Below are 23,262 nucleotides of genomic sequence, written 5' to 3' on the forward strand. Positions count from 1 at the left end.
CTCTAAATTATATATAGTCCTATTATACCAAATATGTCCTTTGTAGGAAGGTTTTTATGATATTGGTTATTAGGCGGGTTGTGTAGGTTATTGACATGTTTTAAAAATATTAATATCAGGTATAGAAGAGTAGATGATAAACAGGAGGTTTTATAGTGGCTAGATTACAAGACAAGATTGCTGTTATTACAGGTGCTGCAACAGGGATTGGCCAAGCTACAGCAGAACGTTTTTCAGAAGAAGGAGCAACAGTGATATGTGCTGATGTGGACCAGGAGAAGATGGATCACGCAGTATCACAAATTCGCGATAAAGGTGGAAACGCTGAGGCTTATTATTTAGATGTATCAAACATAGAAAGTGTCCAAGCGTTTGCGAATCAATTAGAAGAGAAATATAAAAAAATTGATATCCTTTTCAATAACGCAGGAGTGGATCAAGAAGGTGGAAAAGTACATGAATATCCGATCGAACTGTTTGACCGTATCATAAACGTTGACTTGCGTGGGACATTCTTGACTAGTAAGTTTCTTATTCCTCTTATGCTAGGAGAAGGAGGTTCAATTATTAACACTTCTTCCATGTCAGGACAAGCTGCTGATTTAGACCGTTCTGGCTATAATGCGGCTAAAGGTGGCATTACAAACTTTACAAGAGCGATGGCGATTGACTATGCGCGTGATGGAATTCGAGTGAACTCTATTTCACCAGGAACGATTGAAACACCTTTAATTGATAAATTAGCAGGTTCTAAAGACGATCAGGAAGGTCAAGACTTCCGTGAAGCTCAGAAATGGGTTACCCCAATGGGACGCTTAGGCGACCCAAGTGAAATGGCATCAGTAGCTCTATTCTTAGCTTCTGACGATGCTTCTTATGTAACAGGGGAGGATATTACAGCAGACGGTGGCATTCTAGCCTACACTTGGCCAGGGAAGATGCTAATCGATGAAAGTTGGAAAAAGGGAACAAAATAAAAGAAAAGGCAGTCCTTTAAAGGGCTGCTTTTTCATTTTAAATTCGCATTCAAACCATAATTTTCTTGATCATAATGCTGGTTCATGAATGGTGTCTATATACGGATGGTTTGTTTTAAGCGCTTTAGACCATAAAAATAGTGAATGTACAAAGAGTATGGAAATAAGCAAATAATTATAAAGAGAAGATCCGTTATTCTGCCCCATTATAATCAGAAAGTTGTTTAAACCATGGAAAGCTATAGGGATGATGATCGATTGATTGTTTATGACTAATAATGAGAGAACCGTTCCTATAAAGAACGCATATGTAATTTGCAATAATGTATCCTCAAGAGGTTGGCCACCAAGAAGTTGCAGGGAATGAGTTAAAGCAAAAAGCGTACTTGAAGTGAGTACTGCAATCTTGAATCCTTTAGCCATTAAAATTTTTATCATGAATCCTCGAAAGATCATTTCCTCAATGAATGCAACGAGAAGGAGTTGCGTTCCTAATACCATAAGTAAATCGGAGATGGATGTGAGCCTTATGCCCCCATTGCCAATACATAATAAAGCTAGAATCACCAATAAAGGAGAAGAAAGTATAAGACTCTTTTGGTCTAACTGAAGGAGATTGTAAGAAAAGAAATTCCGCCATTTTTTAGTTTTAAAAAGGTAAATGCCTATACCTAACGCTAAGGGCAGAAGGCCAACGTATTGCATAAATGCATTAGAAGGCTTTGAGAAGGTCACATAAGCTCCATTGATGGTGAAAAACAAAATAATCAATAACTCGAGTACTAAAACATTCATTAATAATTTCAAAGTATTCCTCACATTAAAACCCGCCTTTGTTTAATTATTCTATCTTTACATGTACGTTTACACCAAATAATAGTTCCGGATTTATCCAATTTAAATGGTTCCTACAAATACATTGCTGCACTACAGTGCTAAAGGGTGTCAGGCACCATTTAATTCTATGCAGTGATAAAGCGCCAGGGCGTTTGGGTTAGTGGGGTATGGTAGACTATGATTAAAACGGACTCAAAAATAAATTTCCCTAACGCTTTGATCCACTGAATTGTGAAAGGAAGGATATCGTGCAACCCTTTACAGAAAAAGTCATAAGAATAATAAAAGAGATACCAGCAGGGCATGTCATGACCTACGGGCAAATTGCCAAAGTAGCAGGAAACCCAAGGGCTGCTCGTCAGGTGGCCCGAATTCTCCACTCCATGAGTCGCAAGGAAAACTTACCCTGGCATAGAGTAGTGAACGCCAAAGGAGAGATTGTGGTCGGAGGGGAAGAAGCCATCTTTACGCAAAGAGATACATTAGAAGAGGAAGGCGTTCAGGTTCAAAATGGAAAAGTTCCCCTCTCGAGGTATCGGTATAACTTGGATGTGAGGGAGTAGGACGGTTTAATAATTATTTCGCTGGGGGATAAGAAGTATACGCCCTTATAAGTCGTATAATTAAGAAAGGTCGATACGTATGCATCCAAAAGTGAAAAGCGTTATAATTCAAATCAGCATTGTACTCATTGCGGCGGGTATAATAGTAGCTTTAAACCATTATGTGTTTCAAATAAAGCCGAGGCAAATTAAGGAGTGGGTTGATCAATTTGGCTTTTGGGCGCCATTTATCTTTCTGTTAATCTTTGCAGTGCGCCCATTTACTCTAGTACCACTTTCTATAATTGCGATCTCATGTGGGATTATGTTCGGTTCTATTAATGGCACGATCTACATTATTTTAGGCACCACCTTAGGAGCTTTCACTTCTTTCATAGCCATGAAATACTTCTTTAAAGAACTGCATATGAAAGAAGAAGGGCAAGAGAACCTGAAAGCATTAAAAAATGATCTGGAGGAACATGGTTTTAAGTCTGTATTATTCATTCGTTTAATACCAGGCTTAAATTTTGATTTTATCACCTACATTTGTGCGAAAACGAAAGTAAACTTACTGAAGTTCTTGCTTGCTACATTTGTCGGGACGATTCCAGGATCGATGATGTTTGGCTTCTTTGGTTCGAGTTTACTCTCACTGGAACTTGAGAATCTAATTGTTTTAGGTATTATTTTACTTGTTATGGTATCTTTAGGATTGTTTATTAAGAAATCAGTAGGGAAGAAGTATGATGTGGATCAACTGAAATCAGAGATTAAGGATTTAAAACAAAGCTCATAAAAAAGACGACACTCTAGGAATTAGAGTGTCGCTTTTTTATGCTTTCTTTTGTCGTCTTCTTTGACGCCAAAGGGTTAATTCTAAACCGTAGATACAAACAAAGAGCCAAGAAATCCCGAACGCGAATCCGGCTAGTATATCTGTTGGGAAATGGACTCCAAGATATACCCGGCTGAACCCGATTAGAAAGATTAATAGGCCTAAAATGGCATTCAATACATAACGAATAGACTTTTTCCAACGTGTGGTTGAAACCATATAGATCATAAATCCGTAGAATACCATTGACCCGGTAGAATGTCCGCTTGGGAAGCTGAACCCTGTACCGTCATATTGCTGCAATACTTCAGGTCTTTGTCTTTCAAATAGTAGCTTTAAGACTTTCGTAAGTAGACTTATACCAAGCATGTTGATGGCGAAATAGACAATAACCCATCGACTTTTTTTAGTGAAGAAGTAAATGAATAGTGCAAACAGTACAGATGCTACAGTAAGTAAAATGACGGAGCCGAGTTCCGTAATCCAGCCAAACATCGTGCCAAGCCAAGGAGCTTGAATGTCTCGTACCCACTCCGTAACCATTTGGTCGAAGGCAAACTTCTCTTCTTCAATTACTTGCTCTGCTAATTCAGCAAATAAATAAACGGCCAAGCCAATTGTGACAAATCCTATTAATAGAATAATAATGGACTTCTTTGAGAAATCTGATGGTTTTGTTCCTTGGAAAATCAAGTGGCTAACCTCCTATGATAAACGTGTTTACATTTGTCTTTTCTTAATGGTTTACCCTTTCACATAGCTTGTAAACAGCCTTATATTCTATGGAAGATTATAACGATTGAGTTTAGCATAGCTTCTTTTTTAAATGAGTGAATTGTGAGAAAATAATAGAGATTTCAATATAGAGGAGATCGTGGTATGTCTAAGGAACGAATCATTGTTGAACATACAAATGAACCAAGAACAAGGGAAACGATAAAGAAAGATTTGATTCATATGGGAGTTAAAGAAAGAATGACAATACTTGTGCATTCGTCTTTATCTGAAATCGGTTGGACTAATGGAGGAGCGGTAGCGGTCGTTCAAGCACTGATGGATGTTGTTACCGATCAAGGTACTATTGTTATGCCATCCCAGTCTCCTAATTTATCCGATCCATCTGAATGGGTGGACCCACCTGTACCTGAAGAATGGTGGCAAAAGATTAGAGATACGATGCCTGCTTATGATCCGGTCATCACTCCCTCTTCTGGAATGGGCAGTATAGTAGAAACCTTTCGCACGTTCCCTGGTGTAAAACGTAGTGATCATCCTGCTGTATCTTTTGTAGCTTGGGGAAATCAAGCAGATACTATTATTTCAGATCACTCTTTACATAATAGTTTGGGGGAACATTCCCCGCTTCGGAAGTTGTATGATGAGGTCGCTCATATCCTTTTTATCGGGACAGGGTATGATACAGCGACGGCCTTTCACTTGGCTGAGTATCGTATACCTAATCAGGCTAAAATACGTAAAGGTGCTCCGATAAAGGTTCAATGTGAGAGGATTTGGAAAGTCTATGAAGATATAGTCTTCCGTGAAGAGTTATTTGAAGGGATCGGTAACAACTTAGAAAATCATATTTCTGTTACAAAAGGTTGGATCGGTTCAGCGGAATCAAAGCTATTCCCCATGAAGCAAAGTGTAGATTTTGCAGTAGAATGGCTTGGTGCTTATGATCAGGAATATGAGGAGTGAATCACAAGATGTTAAAACAATATGAACACGTGCGAGGGTGTAATATTTATACGAAACAATTAGGTTCAGGAGAGCCGATCGTATTCCTGCATGGAGGCCCAGGGGCTAGCCATAGAATCTTTCTTCCCCATATTGAACCATTATCAGAAGACTATCACCTTCTTTTGTATGATCAAAAAGGGTGCGGGCGCTCAGATGCTCCTGCTGATGATAAATACAGCATATACGAAGAGGTGGAGACGCTTGAGGCACTTCGTAAGGTGTGGGGGTATGGCCAAGTCACACTTGTCGGTGAGTCTTGGGGGTCGATACTCGCACTCGAATACGCCAGCATGTACCCCGCGCGCGTTAAGAAGCTCTTTTTAACAGCGGCAATTGGTGTAGACGCCAGAGGATATAAGGAATTTCCTAAACAGTTACTAAGGCGTATGAATGTTCAGGATCGTTTAAAGTTTCTCTATCATGAGCGAAAAGGACATTCAGATCAAGTTATGGAATTAATTGAGCCTTATTACGTTTATGAGTCAGCTTCTTTAAAAAGAAAAAAACCGATGTCTTTTAATCAACAAGCGAATGAACAGATCGATAAAGAGATCGCAAAACATTTTAACCTTAGGCCGTTTGCTCATGAACTACAATCGATTCCTATTCGCATTGTCCAAGGAAGTCATGATCTTCTTTCACCTGAGAAAGTTTTGAAGACAATAAAACACGTTATTCCAAATGCCCAGGTTATCCAATTAGATGAATGCGGGCACTGGAGTTTTATTGAATGTCCTGAGATGATGAATCATTTATTAAAAGAATTTATGGAGATTAAATCATTGTAAAATGAATAGATGAAGGGAGAGGAGAACCATGTTGAAAAAGGTTTTCGTGATAGCATTAGGGATGATGCTTGGTATTCTGGTGGCCTGTTCAGATGAAGATAAACAAGAAGAGCCCTCAACTGAGGATCAAGAAGAGACCATAAAAGCAGAAGATATAGAAGGTACATGGAATGGAGAGATTGAAGTTCCTGATGGAGCACTTCAAATTATTGTCGAGTTTAAAAAGGATGAGGAACTAAAGGGAACAATAGATATCCCCAAGCAGCAAATTGAAGACTTTGATTTAGAGAATATCGTGTTGAATGGTAATGGGTTGAAATTTCAAATGCCATTGTCCGGTACGCCAATGACGTTTGACGGAACTGTTGAAGGGGATTCTATATCAGGTACATTCGTCCAATCGGGACAGAGTTTCCCTTTCACTCTTCAGAAAGGGAAAGTAACGAGTGATTAGGACAATGCTCAATATTTAAATAACTAAAATAAAAATAGGTGCTCTTATTCGTTCTGTTATGACACCATAAGGTCATTGAGGGGAGGAGGAAACTAGTGACGATACAAATAAATATATTTTTATTTCTCTTAGTAGTCTCGCTTATGATCTTCTTGTTTTGGTATCTTTACTATCGGGTGAAAATGGCGACAGTGAAAGCCGGAGTTCCGATTATCATCGTAGAAGATTACAAGGTTAAAGAAGAGAACCGCCATTTACATATAGAGGTGACCTGCCATGCTTATGGAGATTCTGTGGCGCCTGAAGTTTATCTATTGGGGAAATGGGAGGGCGGAGAACGTATAGAGAAATCAGCCCCGGTGCAATTTGTCACTTCTCTGAAGGGTGTCTTCACAATAGGCCTTGAGGTACCGTTAGAAGAAGATATGTCTGACTCTAGTGTCAATGAGCTCGAGCTTGTAATCTATTATAATGATCCGTTTGGTACTATTTATGAATCTCCTGTTGTTAAGCGCAAAGAGGGAAATGTGGACCAAGCTTTCTCAAGGTCTATTCGTACCTATCCCAAATGGTCGTTTCAATATAATGAAATGATGAAGTACATTCAAAAACAAAAATAAGAGGGAGGGAAGTCGATGAAACTGTTAATTGCAGATCGTGATGAAACCGAAAGGCTCGGAATACGGTGGCTTGTCACGTCGTCTTCTCTACCCTTTACTTCTGTGTTACTAGCAAGTACGTTTGAGGAAACCTTGAAGATTATTGAGTCTGAACGGCCTCACGTCGTTATACTCGAACTTGATATGATGAAAGAGGATTCGTTTAGTGAAATGAAATGGCGTCTTGCGGACTATGTTAAAAAGGTAATCGCTACTACGACAGAAGCCACTTTCGCTCGGGCGATGGAAGGGATTGATCTTCAGGTCGAGAATCTACTTATGAAACCTTTATCGCCCATGCAACTTCAGAGAACATTAAAGAAAAGTTTGTTGGATGCTGATTCTCAACGCTTGAAAGATTCCGGTGTTGAAAATCTTGAGGATCATCACTTTCTTTACCATTCTCTTTTTGTAAAAGATTCTCCTGATTTGAAGGAGAAGCGAACCCTTTTCTTAGTACAACCTGAGAATGCTAGTTGTCTTACATCTCTACACCACTCGATCCAATCCTACTCTTTTCGGCAACCGGTTACAGTATTGCCGTTAAGTGATCGAATCGTCTGTCTTTACCCTTCTTTGGACCGGAGACTTGTTATTGATGAAGCTCGGCGCTTTCTGAGGGATTGGCAAGATAGCTCGAAATGCTCCATCGGTATTTCCTTGCCGGCCCTCGCGCTAGAAGGGAATCGTATCTATCATCAGTACCAAGATGGTAAGAAAGGGATTGAACTCTTTTTTTATAAGGGTTTTCGACACGTAATGGCCCTTGAAGAACCAGTACAATGGCGTTATTTAGATCCGTTTCTTAGTCCAAATGATCAAGCTGAGTGGGAAGATATGCTTAAGAATAAGGATCAAAAGCGCATAAAAGAATGGATGTACGGGTCCTTTCTTCAAGTTACCCCTCCCTATCCTGAACCTGGATTGTTAAAAACTCGTCTTACTAGCATACTCGCCCAAGTGAGACGTTACATGAAAACTCATCATCTCGATGAGGACGAATTATTAGAAGAGAGATATCAAGGCGTGTTTGAATCCATTCTTCACCACCGCCTTCTATATAAGATTGTGCAAGATATGCTGTTGTTTATGAGTCTAGTAACACAGGCGGTAGAGGAAAAGGGAGTTCAATCTTACGGTGTGCTAGAGAGATGCCTGGATTATATGAATAAACATTTTAATAATCCTGGTTTGTCTTTAGAAGAAGTGGCTAGAGCCGTTAATCGAAATCCGTCTTATATTAGCACGCTAATTAAGGAACAGAAAGAGAGAACATACCGGGAGATCTTGCTACATATTCGTATAAGTGAAGCAAAAGTTTTATTAGAATCTTCTAAAGAACCCATTCAGCAAATTGCTGAACAAGTAGGTTTCTCGCAAGCCAATCACTTTAGCCGTAAGTTCAAGGAGGTAACTGGGATGAGTCCTAGTATATATCGAAACCGAAAGTATAGATCATAACCTAATGTATTGACTATTTTCAGATAAGATAGCCGAGTAAGATGCACATACCCCTAAAGTATGTGTATTTTTTTATGTATTCCTGACATTCTAACTGATCTTTTCTTTCGATATAGTGTAATTAGACAGAAAATTATGATAAAAGGGTGATCATTATGGAACAATTAAAAGGAAACCAACCTCTCAAAAGTCCAACAGGGGCAACACTCCATACAAAAGGGTGGATTCAAGAAGCGGCACTTAGAATGCTGTTGAACAATTTAGACCCAGATGTAGCAGAGAGACCTGAAGACCTTGTTGTTTATGGAGGGATTGGAAAAGCAGCCAGAAACCAAGAGTCGTTTAATGCCATCATAAAAACTCTTCAACAATTAGAGAACGATGAAACGTTGCTCATTCAATCAGGGAAACCTGTGGCAGTGTTTACGTCTCATAAAGACGCGCCTCGAGTTTTACTCGCGAATTCTAACCTCGTTCCAGCCTGGGCAAATTGGGACCATTTCCATGAGTTAGACCAAAAGGGACTCATGATGTACGGGCAAATGACAGCTGGCAGTTGGATCTATATTGGGAGTCAAGGGATTGTGCAGGGGACGTATGAAACATTTGCGGAAGCGGCTAAACAACATTTCGGTGGAACTTTAAAAGGAACCATCACTGTGACAGCTGGCCTTGGTGGAATGGGGGGCGCCCAACCTCTAGCTGTAACGTTGAACGGTGGCGTTTGTATTGCCATTGAAGTGGATCGCTCTAGGATTCAAAAACGCCTCGATACAGGTTATGTTGATACAATGGTTGAAACATTGGATGAAGCGGTTCAACTGGCACAGGAAGCAAAGAGAAAAGGGGAGGCTATGTCAATTGGGGTGCTTGGGAATGCGTGTGAACTCCTTCCTACTATGCTTAATCGTTCATTCATCCCAGATCTTCTGACTGATCAAACATCCGCTCATGATCCACTGAATGGATACGTCCCCGAATTTACTTCTCTTGAAAAGGCGACCTCATGGCGTAAAGATGATCCAAAGACATTCGTGGCGGCTTCTAAGAAATCAATGGCGAAGCATGTGGAAGCGATGCTTCAGATGCAGAACAAGGGAGCTATCACATTTGATTATGGAAACAACATCAGGCAAGTGGCCAAAGAGGAAGGTGTAGAGAATGCCTTTGACTTCCCTGGCTTTGTCCCTGCTTATATTCGTCCGCAATTTTGTGAAGGGAAAGGTCCATTCAGGTGGGTGGCGTTATCTGGAGACCCTGAAGATATCTATAAAACAGATGAAGTGATTTTACGAGAATTCAGCGATAACAAACATTTGTGTAATTGGATTAAAATGGCCCAGGATAAGATACAGTTTCAAGGTCTGCCATCAAGGATTTGTTGGCTTGGCTACGGCGAACGAGCACGCTTTGGCAAAATCATTAACGATATGGTTAGGAATGGAGAACTAAAAGCCCCGATTGTGATAGGTCGTGATCATTTAGATTCAGGGTCTGTAGCTTCTCCTAACAGGGAAACAGAGGGGATGAAAGATGGCAGTGATGCGGTAGCAGATTGGCCAATATTAAATGCGCTGATCAATAGCGTAGGGGGAGCTAGCTGGGTGTCCGTTCATCATGGTGGTGGCGTAGGAATGGGATATTCCATCCACGCTGGTATGGTCATTGTTGCTGATGGAACAAAAGACGCAGAAGCAAGATTAGAGCGCGTGTTAACAACAGACCCTGGTATGGGCATAGCAAGACACGCTGACGCAGGTTACGATCTGGCCATTCAGACGGCAAAAGACAAAGGTGTACACATCCCGATGCTAGATCAATAGAAGGAGGAACGGATATGAAACCGATTTTTATTCGACGTGCAAGCCAAGTAATTGCAGGTCAGAATGGTCAAGGAAACCCACTCACTCAAGAGGCGATGAATGTCTTGAATGTAATCGAGGATGGAAGTGTGTGGATCGAAGAAGGGGTTATTAAGCGTGTCGGTACTGATGCGCAATTGGAAGAGGAATTTGGTAGCCGTTTGGAAGAAGCGGACATAATCGATGCACGAGGCAAACTCGTTACACCGGGTTTTGTTGATCCTCATACGCATCTTGTTCACGCGGGGACAAGAGAGAATGAATTTGATATGCGCTTAAATGGAAAGACGTATATGGAAATTATGAACGCAGGTGGAGGCATCCACGCCACAACAAGAGCAACAAGGGAAGCCAGTGAAGAAGAACTATATAAAGAGAGTTATAAGCGATTAGATCAATTTCTGTTGCACGGAGTGACGACAGTGGAAGCTAAGAGTGGGTATGGGATGAACCTTGAGGTTGAAATGCGTCAGCTTAAAGTGGCTAGCGATCTAGACAATGATCATCCAATTGATATCGTTCGGACGTTTATGGGGGCTCATGTTGTACCACCTGAATACAAAGAGGATACGGACGCCTTTGTAGACCTCGTTATAAATCATATGATTCCGAAAGTTGCTGAATCAGGGTTAGCGGAATTTAACGACGTATTCTGTGAACGGGGAGTATTTACACCAGAACAATCGAAGCGCATATTAGAAGCCGGCAAGGCGTATGGTCTTCATCCTAAAATTCATGCAGATGAGATTGAACCTTACAAAGGGGCTGAGCTTGCTGCTGAAGTAGGTGCCGTTTCCGCTGACCATTTGCTTCGTGCTTCTGATGAAGGAATAAGTAGGATGGCTGAGCGTGGTGTAATTGGTGTGTTATTACCTGGTACAGCCTTTTTCTTAATGGCCGATAGCGCAAATGGGCGAGCCATGATTGACAAAGGGGTACCTGTAGCCCTATCAACCGATTGCAATCCAGGCTCCTCTCCAACGGTTTCTCTTCCTCTTATTATGAACCTTGGCTGCTTGAAGATGGGAATGACTCCTGCTGAAGTGTTAAATGCAGCTACTGTGAATGCCGCGCATGCGATTCGTCGAGGGGACCTAGCAGGGATCCTCTCAGAAGGTAGAAAAGCAGATGTAGTTCTTCATAACGTGCCTAACTTTATGCAATTACAGTATCGCTATGGGGTGAATCATACAGATATCGTCATTAAAGCTGGGAAGGTGGTTGTAAAAGGAGGGATACTCGTATGATGAACTACCCGTATCCTCAGTTAGAGCGGCCGTCTTTTAAGTGGAACAGATCTGGGAATACAGACCTTAAAGTTAATGAATGGATCGAAACAATTCCTGAGGAGGGGGATATGGACTGGTCTAATGTTGATGTGACGATTCTCGGGGTTCCCCTTAGCAGATCTTCGATTAGTGCTTCTGCCGCGAGCGAAAACCCTGATGCTATGCGAAGAGCCTGGAAGTCGTTTTCAACTTATAATATTGATTACGACACGGATCTATCTGAGTTAAGGGTTGTTGACATTGGTGATACACGTCAACATGTAACGGATATTGAAACGTGCCATAGGCACATTGTAGAAGCTATGGAATCAGGGCGAAAAATTCATCCTCATACGATCCCTCTGACCCTTGGGGGAGATCATTCCATTACAGCTATGCTTATTAAAGGAATGAAACGAGCTGAACCTCATAATCGAATTGGCCTCCTCCAATTTGATACTCATTTTGATTTGAGAGATCTTGAAACGTATGGACCAGCGAATGGCACTCCTGTAAGGAACTTAATCGAAAGTGGGACTATTAAAGGAGAAGATGTTTATAACATTGGTCTGCACGGTTTTTTTAATGCGAAGTCATTAAAAACCTATGCCGATGAAGTTGGTTTACAATATGTGACGATGAGAGAAGCGAGGAGAAAAGGAATAGAATCTGTAGTTAATGAGGGGATTAAGGAGCTTTCCAACCAAGTCGATACGATTTATATGACGGTCGATATGGATGTCCTAGACATGACACAAGGTCCTGCAGCACCAGCCTCTACACCAGGAGGTATGCGAACAGATGAACTGTTCGAAGCGGTTACACTAGCCGGAACGTCACCCTATGTTAAAGCCATGGATATTGTTTGTTTAGATCCTACAAAAGACGTTGGTGACTTCACCATAAAAGCCGCCGTCCACACCATGCTCTCCTTCCTAACAGGCCTAAGTATGAGAGAGTGAATACTTTAAACAACTAAAGCGTGCCAGACACCCGTCAATGCTTTAGAGCAAGAAAGGGTGTCTGGCACGCTTCATCACATTAGTGTGTAACATTGCTTTATTTGGATTTACTTTGTACTTCCAGTCTTCGTTCAGTTTCCTCTGGGAAGGCATAAAAAAAGAACCTTCTTCAGGTTCTTGATCTTGCATCGTCTTATCATCATCCCATAAATAAGGAAACAGTTGCTGTTCTTCTTGTGGGGCTACAGTTTGGTTAAGAAAACTTTGTACGATATGGTTTCCAAGCAGCGATACATAGATAGCAAATAGAAGGACTGGTATGACGGGAACTCTCAACAAACTCCCTCCTTCTTTCCTGATGTTACTGTAAAATATGATTATGAAGGGAGAATTATGCCAGCACCATTTCCACAACGTACGTGTTCGCACGAACTTATTTTTTGTTATACTAGTTAATTAGAAATGAGTAGAAGGAGTACGGTTACATGGAAAAGAATAAAGTAATGCTCGTAGATGGAATGGCGTTATTGTTTAGGGCCTTTTATGCAACTGCGATGAGTGGATATTACATGGTCAATAGTAAAGGAGTGCCGACTAATGCCGTGTATGGATTTGTGAAGCACTTATTTGCAGCGACGAACGAATATAAACCCAGTCACGTCATTTGTTGCTGGGATATGGGAAGTCATACGTTCCGTAATGATTTATATCCAGACTATAAAGCAAATCGGGGGGAAGCTCCTGTTGAATTGATTCCACAGTTTGAACTTGTTAAAGAAGTTACCGCTTCAATGGATATTCCTAATGTCGGTATTACAGGCTATGAGGCTGATGACTTAATGGGCACGCTCGCTAACGTATATAGTGAGGAGAATGAAGTGCTTATTCTAACTGGGGACCAGGACACGTTACAACTTCTAAAGGATAACGTAAAAGTCATCCTTATGAAGAAAGGCTACGGAAACTTTGCAGAATATGAACAGGGTACGTTTAGTGAAGAAAAAGGCATCTCCCCTCAGCAAATGATTGATTTAAAAGCACTTATGGGTGATAGTAGCGATAACTACCCTGGTGTTAAAGGAATTGGTGAGAAAACAGCTTTGAAGTTACTGCAAAAGCACGAGACCATTGAAGGACTGCTTGAAAATCTTCATACCTTAACGAAAGCACAGCGCACAAAGATCGAACAAGACCTAGACATGCTTCACTTATCAAGAAAACTAGCCCGTATCCACTGTGAAGTCGATGTTACATGCTCTCTTGAAGAAGCTGTACTTTCTATTAACGAAGACCTCATGCATCATAAATTTAATGAGCTTGAGTTTAAAAACATCAATCGATTAATCAATCCGTAAAAAAAACGAGTATGAAATCCTGGAGATTTCATACTCGTTTTTTTACAGATGTTTTATAAGTCGCTACTTTGAAGGCCTAAAGCTAAATAATGGAGTAAGGAGGGGCCGATACTTTAAGGAGTATTTGGGGTTACTGGGGAACGACTCGCTTTCCACGGGCGAGCTGTCGAGCCTCCTCGTTCGCTGGCGCTCTCTGCGGGGTCTCGTCGACCTCTTTCTCCCGTAGGAGTCTCCTCGTTCCCCAGTAACCCCTTGCTACAGGTTGTACGATCGGCCTGCAAAGCCTAGGCTTCATATAAGGGGCTTAGATGAAAGGTAATCAATCTATTGTTCTTTATGATTCATCCGATTTGAAACAAAAGACATCACCATAACGATGATAATCACCCCGATTACATTTACCCACCATGGAGATTCAAAAGCCGATGTGACAATCCCTAGTAAAAATGCTAAGGCGAGTGTCCAGAAAAAACGTGTAGTAGATTTCATATTGAAACGACCTTTCTCTTTGTTGTATAGGATTAGTGTAATAGAAATCATCCGTAAATGAAAGTTTATGACCAATCATACTTATAGGTGTATAGGTATAATTGTTTATTTTTGGTGGAATAGGTTTAAAGAATCCTTGATGAGGAATGAGTACAGTGGTTGTAATCATAGTAAAGGAGGTTTCGATGTATGGAACAAGAAAATCAAGAACAAACGTATACGATGCCAAGAATTGGTGACGAGGCGCCATCATTTCAGGCTGCTACGAGTCAGGGGAACCTGAGTCTTGAAGATTATAAAGGAAAATGGGTTGTTCTATTCTCTCATCCATCTGACTTTACTCCCGTATGTACAACAGAATTTGTAGCGTTCCAAGAAATCTATCCAGAATTAAAAGAAATGAACACAGAATTGCTTGGCTTAAGTGTCGATAGCGTTCCATCTCACATAGCTTGGATTAGAAGTATCGAAGAAAACTTCAATACGACAATCGAGTTCCCGGTTATAGCTGATTTGGATAAGCAAGTAGCTATGAAGTACGGTATGATTATGCCAGGTGAGAGCCAAGTGGAAACGAGTCGTGCTGTATTCGTCATTGATGATAAGCAGAAGATCCGATCTATTATTTATTATCCATTGACAACTGGGCGCAACATGCAAGAAATTCTTCGCCTTGTGAAAGCCCTGCAAACAACAGATGAGCATGGTGTTTCAACACCCGCTAACTGGACAGAAGGGGATAAAGCGGTTGTCTCACCACCGAAAACTCAAGAAGAAGCAGCCAAACGATCTCAAGAAGAAGGCATTGAATACATTGATTGGTATATTTCAAAGAAAGATCTGTAATGAATTGAATCAGAACTGTAATTTGTATAGATTCAAACTATAGACAGTCGCATATTTAATTAATAAAAGCAGCACCCTGATATCAGGGTGCTGCTTTTTGTCTAGTCATCATCCAACTCTAATCTCTAAGTTATGTTATAGGAGTTTTTTTAGAGGGGGGATGAGCTTATGTGAAATTGGAGTCTCTTTCATCTCTTTGCCACGAATGATGCGGACATGAAAGTTCTGGTTAGGGTTTCTAAGGTCTTCGCTTAATCCTGTAACTAAATCAATTGTTACATTAGGATAAAGAGAGGTATACGTTTCGAGTAAGCTCGGTAAAAATTGCTGACTCACAATCGATGAAGCTCCGATTGATAACGTCCCTGAAACCTGATCTCCATATAATTGAAGAAGGGTTTGAAGTTCAGTTTCTCTTTCTATTACTTTTTGCGCGTGTTTAACAACTTGCTCTCCAACGGGGGTTAACAATAGCTTCTTTGGTGTACGTACAAATAAAGGGTGCTGAAAATAAGATTCTATGTAGCGGAGGGGTTGGGTGATAGCTGGTTGAGACACATATAAGTGCTTGGCCGTGCCTCGGATCGTCCCGATTGTGGATAGGTGAATGATTAAGTCATAATCTTCTAGTTTCATAAGCTCACCTCCTAGGGTGATTTTAGGGGAGAATAGTAGTAGGGTTCGGTGCTCCCTTTGTGACTTGAGCCTTGCTTATCCCTATTACTCTTTAGTAAAGATTTTTCCACACTAAGTGTTAAGAGTCAGCATAAAAAATTTTTATTGAATTTTTATGCTGGTTTTTCTATGATTGAGGTACGTTTGTGGAAGGAGATTTAGGTGAATGGCTTGGGAGATTGTAAATGTAATCGCAGTTGCTGCGTTTGCCTTTAGTGGGGCGATTGTAGCGCTAAGTGAGCGATATGATATTTTTGGTGTTTTCATTTTGGGCCTTGCACCGCCGTTTGTTGGTGGGATTGCTCGAAATTTATTTTTACAAATTGATGTTGTACATGTGTGGGAACAGGGTATGTTTCTATATGTAGCTCTTGGAACCATTGCAATCGTCTATTTCTTTCCAAAAAGTTGGGTCATGTTTTGGGATAGATGGAACGTATACTTAGATGCTATTGGACTTTCTGCTTTCGCTGTACAAGGTGCGATGTTTGCACTTGAAGCGAATCTTCCATTTGGTGCTGTTGTATTTTCGGCGATTATTACAGGTGTTGGTGGTGGAGTAGCGCGTGATGTATTAGCTCAAAGAAGACCAATGGTATTACATAAAGAGATTTATGCGGTCTGGGCCATGATGGCTGGTGTGCTATTAGCAGTTGGAATTATTGACTATGAGAGTACGTTCCAATTGTATGTGCTCTTTGGAGCGACTGCTATGTTCCGTTTGCTTTCTTATCATTTGAACTGGCACCTCATGTTCAGGGATTTATATAGGCTATAATAGAAAAGCAGTGTTACATATCCGATGAATACAGGGAATAGAATAATAAACGTAAGAAATTCATAAAAGGGAGCGATTTTGATGAGTGACAAACTAAACGTTGGGGTAATCTTCGGAGGTAAATCCTCTGAACATGAAGTATCCTTACAATCTGCAAAAAATATCGTTGATGCAATCGACAAAGATAAATATAATGTAACGCTTATCGGAATCGATAAAACCGGCCAATGGCATCTGAGTGAGCCAAGCCACTATTTATTGAACGAAGAAGACCCGGCAAATATTGCTTTGAATAAAACAAATGAAGGCATTGCACTTGTACCAGGGCAAGATCATGATCAGCTAATCCGCACTTCAACGGCAGAGAGCCTTGGAGAACTAGACGTTGTGTTTCCGATTGTACATGGTACGCTCGGTGAAGATGGAAGTATGCAAGGGATGCTTCGCCTTGCAAATATTCCTTATGTGGGGCCTAATGTACTTAGTTCAGCGCTATGTATGGATAAGGATATAGCGAAGCGCCTGCTTCGAGATGCAGATATTAAAGTTGCAGACTGGGTTACGTTTAAACAACCCCAACAGCCAGATATCTCTTTTGAATCTGTAGAAGAGCGTTTAGGCTTACCGATGTTTGTAAAGCCTGCTAATCAAGGCTCTTCTGTTGGTGTAAGTAAGGTGCGTAATGAGAAAGAATTTTACGAAGCGATTGAAGAAGCATTTCAATATGACACGAAATTAATTATTGAAGAAGCAGTCAATGGTCGGGAGATCGAAGTAGCCGTGTTAGGGAATGACCATCCAAAAGCGTCTGTTCCGGGAGAAATCCTCCCACAAGGAGATGACTTCTACTCTTATGAGACGAAATACATTAGTGAGAGTGGGGCACTGTTAGAGTTACCTGCAAAACTTGATGACCATACAACGGGGAGAGTACGTGAAGCGGCTGTCGATGCGTTTCAGGCTCTCGAGTGTGAAGGGTTAGCACGTGTTGATTTCTTCTTGAAAGAAAATGGCTCGCTTGTCGTTAACGAAGTGAATACATTACCAGGTTTCACAAAGATCAGTATGTATCCTAAACTTTGGGACTTAAGCGGTGTTTCTTATCCTGAACTTATTAACCAACTGCTTCAGCTTGCAATGGATCGCCATCATCGCGATAGTAATTTAAAGAGTTCAATTTAATGAATTAGCCTTGAGGGGGTCCTTCCTTGAGGCTTTTTCTTTTAAAATATCTAAAAGATGAAACCAATGAAGGATTCATTCGTAAATACAAATAGATTAAACTAAAATGAAGGAGTGCAGCTATATGAGCGATAAAGGTTGTATTAAATGTGGTAGTACAGATGCAGGTAAGAAAGAAGTAGCCATGACAGGAGCTGGACTTGCGAAGATGTTTGATGTGCAAAATAATAAATTCTTAGTCGTTTACTGTAAGAACTGTGGTTACTCTGAATTCTATAATAAAGAAGCTTCAGCAGGTGGAAACATACTGGACTTCTTCTTCGGATAAAGAAACGAGGCGATGATCTCGCCTCGCTTTTTTTATTTTAAGACTAGTTAAAGGGAGAATGAAAATGAAATATATTTGGGCAACAAGTCTAGCCTTAATGATGATTTTAGCTGGGTGTACATCTGACGCTAACCAAGAAACAGAGACAAAAGATAGTGACTCAAAAGAAGTGGAGCAAGAAGAGACAGAAGAGGATAATAACAAGGATGCCGACAAAGATTCGGAAAAAGTCAAAGAAGAATCCAAAGAGAAAACAGATGATGATGCTTCAAAAGACAGTGAGCAAGCTGATGAAGATGCTTCAGAAGATAAAATAGATGAAGATAAAGAGGAGAAAAGCCAAGATAACAGGACGCCTGATACTGAGGAAGATAAACAGACAGATCAAGCTAAAGATGAGCCCGAGCAAAAACAAGTGCCTGCAGACTTAACTTCACAAGAAGCAAAAGCTGTTGTCAATGAATATAAAAAAGTATTCTTTGACGTCATTAAACATACAGACGATAACTTAATGATTAAAGATTATTCGTCTATTCGGGAAATAGAGAAAGAGTTTAAGACGGCGATGTCACAATCACTGACTGATGAATTCATCTCGTATTACATACGTCAAGAAAATGGGAAGCTTTATGTAGTGCCATCAAGCGCTCCAAGTTTCTTAAACCCAGATCAACCAGTATCGATTAAGCGTATGAATGATACTACCTCTCATGTAATCCAGAATCAATCCGATGAGATGGAAGGTAATAGCAAAGTGACCTATATTGTGGTTCACGACGGAACTCAATGGGTCGTGGATGATATTCAAACTGCTTATATTCAAGAAGACTCAACAGGGACAAAACAGGCTGCTGAGGAACAAGCTATTGAAGCAGTAAGAAACCATTTAGGTATTAAATCTAGTGATGAACGTGTTAAAGTGCAAGTAGACCATGAAGAAAGCGGTAAATACCTTGTTCACGTATACGAGCTCGTCAAACAAGACGGGGCCTCCCATACCGCAACTATGGGATGGTATTACGTAGATAAGAAGACTGCTAAAGTTACAGACATGATGAATCCATAAATGAGAGAAAAAGAGGTTGGTAGAACAACCTCTTTTTCTATACTTGTAGCTTTGGTTTGTGTGTCCGTTACTGTAAAGTGTGCTTGGAGGCAACTTGCTTTCCTGCGGGGAGCTGGGGAGCCTATACGGTCCTAGGCACCACGCCTGCACTTTAAATAGTAGAAAGGAATGATGATTATGGTTCAATCAAAGGTTGCTGTTGTAACTGGAGCTTCAGGTGGGTTTGGTTCTTTGACAGTTGTCAATTTAGCTAAGCAAGGTTATGTTGTGCTTGCTGCAATGAGGGATGTTAGCAAGATGTCAGTTTTTGAACCGTTTAAAGATGAAAAGTGGTATAAACAGATTATTCCCGTTCCTTTAGATGTAACGAAAAAAGAATCGATTCGAGACTTCCAGTATTACATAGAGAAAATAGGGCGCTGTGATGTTCTTGTTAACAATGCGGGATATGCTCTTGGTGGTTTTAGTGAAGAAATTCAAATGAACGAATACCGAGACCAGTTTGAGACGAATGTATTTGGTGTTATGGGAGTCACGCAAACGGTGTTGCCTCTTATGAGACAGCAAAGGTTTGGGAAAGTCATTAATGTAAGCAGCATTAGTGGACTGTTTGGTTTCCCTGGCTTGTCTCCCTATGTTTCATCTAAATACGCACTAGAAGGGTATAGTGAAAGTTTGCGTCTTGAAGTGAAGCCGTTTGGAATCGATGTGGCTTTGGTTGAGCCTGGGTCTTATCGGACGAACATTTGGTCTTCAGGTAGAGTGGTAACTGAACAGTCCCTTAAGAAAGATTCACCTTATTTTGATTACATGGAATGCATTGAGCAAGAATTAAAAAACGGGGAAGATTCACTTGGTGACCCTCAAGAGGTAGCTGATCTTATCTCACAGTTAGCCGATAGGAAGATGATTAAGAATTTACGTTATCCAGTTGGTAAAGGTGTTAAAGGAATGGTGAAGGCTAAAACTATTTTACCTTGGAGCGCATTAGAGAAAATGATCTTAACAAAATTAAAAAGAATATAAGAAAGGCCAGTCTCTTCTTTAAGAGACTGGCCTTTTATCATTAAATAGATGCGACAATTTTTCCTGTTACGTGACGCTTTGATAGGTCATTTAGTGCTTGTGGGACCTCTTCAAGCGGAACGACTTTCTCAAGCAATGTTGAAATCGATCCTTCTTCAATAAGTTGGAACATTTCTTGACCCATTAAGGCGAGGTCTTGTTGCTCTTCCAAGTTATCGACTAAGTGAGCTCCGCCAAGTGCAATTTGGTGGAAGGAGAATGATTTCGTGAAATCAAGTGCACTTGTAATGTCAGGAGGCCCTGCGATAAAGGCAATCTGACCGTTGAAACGAAGGGTATCAAGTGAACGGGTTGCGTTATCGCGACCTACGGTATCAAGAACAGCATGAACACCTTTCCCTTGAGTAAGTTCAAGTGTTTTCATTACAAAGTCTTCTTGCTTATAATCAATAGCATAATCTGCTCCGAGTGTTTGTACAAATTCGTGATTAGAGGCAGAAGCCGTTGTGATCACGGTTAATCCGGCTTGTTTAGCCAGTTGAATGGCAAAGCCACCAACACCACCAGCGCCAGCATGAATTAGAATGGTTTGTCCCGGTTGTACATGCATCTTACGCACAAGTGCCTGATAAGCTGTATAACCCGCACACGGTACAGCAGCTCCATCTTCAAACGAAATGGACTCAGGAAGATGACTGACTGTATGAGCTGGGGTAACGGTGTATTCTGCAAATGTACCTTTTTCAGACATATTGCCGTGATACACTACACGATCTCCCTTTTGAATCGTCGTCACACCTTCGCCGATTCCCTCTACGATTCCAGCCGCATCAACACCTAGAATGTGAGGGTATTCCCATGCTGAAAGTCCATTCGTTGCCGTTTTATAATCGACTGGATTTAAGCCAGCAGCTTTATTGCGAACAAGTATTTCTCCTTGTTGAGGAGTAGGGGTTTCTATATCTTCAACCTTCATGTTTTGCCACTGATTTTTTCCTTCTAACAAAAGAGCTTTCATGTACAGAACCTCCATTAATCATTTTGTCCTTTATTGTCTCATTATTCTAATGTTCGATACAGTACGCACTTTTAGGTGCCTAAGGTACTTGGAAGTATCCTACCCCTATTTATTAATCTCGAATCTTTAACAATGACACTCTAAGCTGAGGAGATGCTTCCGTTTGCTCAAATTGAGAGTAAGGTGGTGCGGGAAATCACTCGCTTTCCGCGGCGAGCTGGGAAGCCTCCTCGTTCGCTACGCTCTCTGTGGGGTCTCCCCTAGGCTCCCACTGCCGCAGGAGTCTCGCAATTTCCCGAACCACCTTTTCCATATATAGGGTAACGGAAGCATACTACATAAGGGGGCGGAGTGTTGAAGCACGCCTTACTCGAGCTAAGGGGACGTTATACAACTTACGATAAGGGGGGCTGGGGAACGGGGAGACTCCTGCGGGAGAAAGAGGTCGACGAGACCCCACAGAGAGCGCAAGCGAACGAGGAGGCTCGACAGCTCGCCCGCGGAAAGCGAGTCGTTCCCCAGCCCCCTAGCACTTATAAACGTAACGGCCCCACACACAATAGAGTGTCTCAACTTCGAGTCTTCAAAAATCCCACCCTTTTTTAACAAGCTTGTTATAAAGAATAACAACATTAAACGTTAACAGGGCCTAACAAGAAAGAGAGTGAGCTAAACCGCCAAGCGATTTAGCTCACTCTCATTAACACATTGAATCTTTAGGGTTTGGGTTCTTCAATCCAAATAACGGTCTAATAAACAATGCTAGGAAGGTTCCTGCTAGGGCCATGATCATCCATACCCAACCATGAAGGCTCATAGAAGCAATGCCTCCAAAGTAAGCACCGATATTACAGCCAAAAGCAAGTCGTGCACCATAGCCCATCATAACGCCACCTACTAAGGAAGCGAAGAATATACCGGGTTTGAAGCGTTGTGGTTTAAATGAACCTTGAGCAGCTGCTGCAATAAACGCTCCGAGAATTATACCAAAGTTCATAACGCTTGTAGAATCTAGAAAGACGCTATTAGTGAGTTGATCTGTCTTACCAGCCCAATAGCCCCAACTACTTACGTCTACTCCAATGGCCATAAGAGCTTTTGATCCCCAAAGGGCAAATGCAGATGTAATCCCCCAAGGGTTACCACGGACAGAAAGGGTAATGGCATTTAATATCGCTAACACGACGGCCGCTACAAGTAAAGGCCATGAACCTCGGACAAGTTTTTTCCATCCCTTTACGGTTGGGAGTGGTTTCATTTGCGGTGGGTTTTTCTTACGAGCATAGCGTACGGTTAATCCGTAAATTCCTGCAAATAGAACAATTTGGAACAACCAGCCTCCAAAATAGCCAAAACCGGTTGATTCAGCTAATGAGATAGCGGGGAGCTTCGGCATCGCTTCACTTGTCCACCAAGGAAGGTGATATGCGCCAAGTACTGAACCAGCAATAAATCCTATTAACGTAACAAATAAGGAAGCTTTTCCGCCTCCGACATTATAAAGCGTACCAGAAGCACAGCCATTTCCAAGCTGCATCCCGATACCAAATAGGAACGATCCGAAGATCACACTCATTCCAACAGGGAAGACATATCCTGAAGGTGTAACTCCCGTGAAACTAAATCCTGTAGCCAAGATAATGGCGAACAAGGTTGTGGCAACTGCAAGCATGACCATATGCGCTTGCAGTCCCTGGACATTCCCGACTGATGTTAATCGTCTAAAAGCTGACGTAAATCCAAATCGAGCATGTAATAACGTCAGTCCAAGGGCCATTCCAACAATGTAAAGAACACCCTGCGCCCATCCTCCGATTGATACAGAAGTTATGAATAGAATTATAGAAACAAGTAGTCCTAGCGTCACAAGTGGTTTTTGAACTGGGTTCAGTGTAGAAGTCACGGTTGTGAAAGAACGACTCTTGGCTGTCATTGTTTCCATATTAAAATACACCTCAATTCTTATCTATTTACTATGAATTAAATCCTTTCCGTATAATAATATGAATGAATGTATTTGTAAATCATAAAAACTTATAGGCCTTCTTCCATTTAAGGTCAAAAGGAACCATGACGAACTCTAGTAGACGCAAAAAACTTTGAGGTTT

Annotated in this window: 25 protein-coding genes; 18 read left to right on the forward strand and 7 right to left on the reverse strand. The window is 41.2% G+C overall.

What is annotated here, in order from left to right; all coding sequences use genetic code 11:
* The first annotated feature begins 155 nt into the window (after window positions 1–155).
* On the forward strand, window positions 156–977 hold the full coding sequence (locus ACYX4O_RS07510) for an SDR family oxidoreductase (RefSeq protein WP_476355996.1): 822 nt from the start codon (window positions 156–158) through the stop codon (window positions 975–977).
* 69 nt (window positions 978–1,046) lie between these two features.
* Here the strand turns inward: ACYX4O_RS07510 and ACYX4O_RS07515 are convergent, their stop codons facing one another.
* Entirely contained in the window at window positions 1,047–1,772 is a 726-nt protein-coding gene (locus tag ACYX4O_RS07515) for a lysostaphin resistance A-like protein (RefSeq protein ID WP_476355998.1), read from the reverse strand.
* Window positions 1,773–2,062: 290 nt separating this feature from the next.
* Between ACYX4O_RS07515 and ACYX4O_RS07520 the strand changes: the two genes are divergently transcribed.
* Both ACYX4O_RS07520 and ACYX4O_RS07525 read left to right on the forward strand, forming a co-directional pair.
* Complete coding sequence (locus ACYX4O_RS07520; protein ID WP_476356000.1) at window positions 2,063–2,377, forward strand: MGMT family protein; 315 nt, start codon at window positions 2,063–2,065, stop codon at window positions 2,375–2,377.
* A 91-nt stretch (window positions 2,378–2,468) separates the two neighbouring features.
* Window positions 2,469–3,155 carry a TVP38/TMEM64 family protein gene (locus ACYX4O_RS07525; RefSeq protein WP_476356002.1) on the forward strand — a complete coding sequence of 229 codons (687 nt, stop codon included), beginning with the start codon at window positions 2,469–2,471 and terminating at the stop codon, window positions 3,153–3,155.
* 36 nt (window positions 3,156–3,191) lie between these two features.
* On the opposite strand, the gene ACYX4O_RS07530 is transcribed toward ACYX4O_RS07525, so the two are convergent.
* Entirely contained in the window at window positions 3,192–3,887 is a 696-nt protein-coding gene (locus ACYX4O_RS07530; RefSeq protein WP_476356003.1) for a phosphatase PAP2 family protein, read from the reverse strand.
* A gap of 186 nt (window positions 3,888–4,073) precedes the next feature.
* Here ACYX4O_RS07530 and ACYX4O_RS07535 point away from each other — a divergent pair, with 186 nt between their 5' ends.
* The 8 genes from ACYX4O_RS07535 (at window position 4,074) to ACYX4O_RS07570 (ending at window position 12,391) form a co-directional block, all read left to right on the forward strand.
* The gene (locus ACYX4O_RS07535; protein ID WP_476356005.1) at window positions 4,074–4,895 is read left to right on the forward strand and encodes an AAC(3) family N-acetyltransferase; all 822 of its coding nucleotides are present in this window, start codon (window positions 4,074–4,076) and stop codon (window positions 4,893–4,895) included.
* A gap of 8 nt (window positions 4,896–4,903) precedes the next feature.
* Entirely contained in the window at window positions 4,904–5,725 is an 822-nt protein-coding gene (locus tag ACYX4O_RS07540) for an alpha/beta fold hydrolase (protein ID WP_476356007.1), read from the forward strand.
* Between the two features lie 28 nt (window positions 5,726–5,753).
* Window positions 5,754–6,179, forward strand: a complete 426-nt coding sequence (locus ACYX4O_RS07545; protein WP_476356009.1) for a hypothetical protein — start codon at window positions 5,754–5,756, stop codon at window positions 6,177–6,179.
* A gap of 95 nt (window positions 6,180–6,274) precedes the next feature.
* A complete protein-coding gene (locus ACYX4O_RS07550; RefSeq protein WP_476356011.1) occupies window positions 6,275–6,799 on the forward strand; it encodes a hypothetical protein in 525 nt (174 codons plus the stop codon).
* Window positions 6,800–6,814: 15 nt separating this feature from the next.
* Window positions 6,815–8,299, forward strand: coding sequence for a helix-turn-helix domain-containing protein (locus tag ACYX4O_RS07555; protein ID WP_476356013.1), 1,485 nt, complete (start codon window positions 6,815–6,817; stop codon window positions 8,297–8,299).
* A gap of 155 nt (window positions 8,300–8,454) precedes the next feature.
* Complete coding sequence (gene hutU, locus ACYX4O_RS07560; protein ID WP_476356015.1) at window positions 8,455–10,122, forward strand: urocanate hydratase; 1,668 nt, start codon at window positions 8,455–8,457, stop codon at window positions 10,120–10,122.
* A gap of 14 nt (window positions 10,123–10,136) precedes the next feature.
* Window positions 10,137–11,408 carry an imidazolonepropionase gene (hutI, locus tag ACYX4O_RS07565; protein WP_476356017.1) on the forward strand — a complete coding sequence of 424 codons (1,272 nt, stop codon included), beginning with the start codon at window positions 10,137–10,139 and terminating at the stop codon, window positions 11,406–11,408.
* Window positions 11,408–12,391: an agmatinase family protein gene (locus ACYX4O_RS07570; RefSeq protein WP_476357037.1), complete on the forward strand. Its 984-nt coding sequence runs from the start codon at window positions 11,408–11,410 to the stop codon at window positions 12,389–12,391. Before hutI ends, ACYX4O_RS07570 begins: the two co-directional genes overlap by 1 nt.
* 42 nt (window positions 12,392–12,433) lie before the next feature.
* On the opposite strand, the gene ACYX4O_RS07575 is transcribed toward ACYX4O_RS07570, so the two are convergent.
* A complete protein-coding gene (locus tag ACYX4O_RS07575; RefSeq protein ID WP_476356019.1) occupies window positions 12,434–12,727 on the reverse strand; it encodes a hypothetical protein in 294 nt (97 codons plus the stop codon).
* 149 nt (window positions 12,728–12,876) lie between these two features.
* Here ACYX4O_RS07575 and ACYX4O_RS07580 point away from each other — a divergent pair, with 149 nt between their 5' ends.
* On the forward strand, window positions 12,877–13,746 hold the full coding sequence (locus ACYX4O_RS07580) for a 5'-3' exonuclease (protein WP_476356021.1): 870 nt from the start codon (window positions 12,877–12,879) through the stop codon (window positions 13,744–13,746).
* A gap of 324 nt (window positions 13,747–14,070) precedes the next feature.
* On the opposite strand, the gene ACYX4O_RS07585 is transcribed toward ACYX4O_RS07580, so the two are convergent.
* Window positions 14,071–14,286, reverse strand: a complete 216-nt coding sequence (locus ACYX4O_RS07585; RefSeq protein ID WP_476356023.1) for a hypothetical protein — start codon at window positions 14,284–14,286, stop codon at window positions 14,071–14,073.
* A 138-nt stretch (window positions 14,287–14,424) separates the two neighbouring features.
* Between ACYX4O_RS07585 and ACYX4O_RS07590 the strand changes: the two genes are divergently transcribed.
* A complete protein-coding gene (locus tag ACYX4O_RS07590; protein ID WP_476356025.1) occupies window positions 14,425–15,081 on the forward strand; it encodes a peroxiredoxin in 657 nt (218 codons plus the stop codon).
* A gap of 135 nt (window positions 15,082–15,216) precedes the next feature.
* On the opposite strand, the gene ACYX4O_RS07595 is transcribed toward ACYX4O_RS07590, so the two are convergent.
* A complete protein-coding gene (locus tag ACYX4O_RS07595) occupies window positions 15,217–15,717 on the reverse strand; it encodes a LysR family transcriptional regulator (protein ID WP_476356027.1) in 501 nt (166 codons plus the stop codon).
* A gap of 205 nt (window positions 15,718–15,922) precedes the next feature.
* Between ACYX4O_RS07595 and ACYX4O_RS07600 the strand changes: the two genes are divergently transcribed.
* The 5 genes from ACYX4O_RS07600 (at window position 15,923) to ACYX4O_RS07620 (ending at window position 20,136) form a co-directional block, all read left to right on the forward strand.
* On the forward strand, window positions 15,923–16,534 hold the full coding sequence (locus ACYX4O_RS07600; RefSeq protein WP_476356029.1) for a trimeric intracellular cation channel family protein: 612 nt from the start codon (window positions 15,923–15,925) through the stop codon (window positions 16,532–16,534).
* Between the two features lie 81 nt (window positions 16,535–16,615).
* Window positions 16,616–17,716, forward strand: a complete 1,101-nt coding sequence (ddlA, locus tag ACYX4O_RS07605; protein ID WP_476356031.1) for a D-alanine--D-alanine ligase — start codon at window positions 16,616–16,618, stop codon at window positions 17,714–17,716.
* Window positions 17,717–17,840: 124 nt separating this feature from the next.
* On the forward strand, window positions 17,841–18,044 hold the full coding sequence (locus ACYX4O_RS07610; RefSeq protein ID WP_036781246.1) for a zinc ribbon domain-containing protein: 204 nt from the start codon (window positions 17,841–17,843) through the stop codon (window positions 18,042–18,044).
* Between the two features lie 64 nt (window positions 18,045–18,108).
* Complete coding sequence (locus ACYX4O_RS07615; protein WP_476356033.1) at window positions 18,109–19,110, forward strand: hypothetical protein; 1,002 nt, start codon at window positions 18,109–18,111, stop codon at window positions 19,108–19,110.
* A 177-nt stretch (window positions 19,111–19,287) separates the two neighbouring features.
* Window positions 19,288–20,136 carry an SDR family oxidoreductase gene (locus tag ACYX4O_RS07620; RefSeq protein WP_476356035.1) on the forward strand — a complete coding sequence of 283 codons (849 nt, stop codon included), beginning with the start codon at window positions 19,288–19,290 and terminating at the stop codon, window positions 20,134–20,136.
* A gap of 40 nt (window positions 20,137–20,176) precedes the next feature.
* On the opposite strand, the gene ACYX4O_RS07625 is transcribed toward ACYX4O_RS07620, so the two are convergent.
* The gene (locus tag ACYX4O_RS07625; RefSeq protein WP_476356037.1) at window positions 20,177–21,154 is read right to left on the reverse strand and encodes a zinc-binding dehydrogenase; all 978 of its coding nucleotides are present in this window, start codon (window positions 21,152–21,154) and stop codon (window positions 20,177–20,179) included.
* A 700-nt stretch (window positions 21,155–21,854) separates the two neighbouring features.
* Complete coding sequence (locus ACYX4O_RS07630) at window positions 21,855–23,096, reverse strand: YeeE/YedE family protein (RefSeq protein ID WP_476356039.1); 1,242 nt, start codon at window positions 23,094–23,096, stop codon at window positions 21,855–21,857.
* Between the last annotated feature and the right edge of the window lie 166 nt (window positions 23,097–23,262).

This window comes from Pontibacillus sp. ABV4_188, assembly GCF_056311905.1.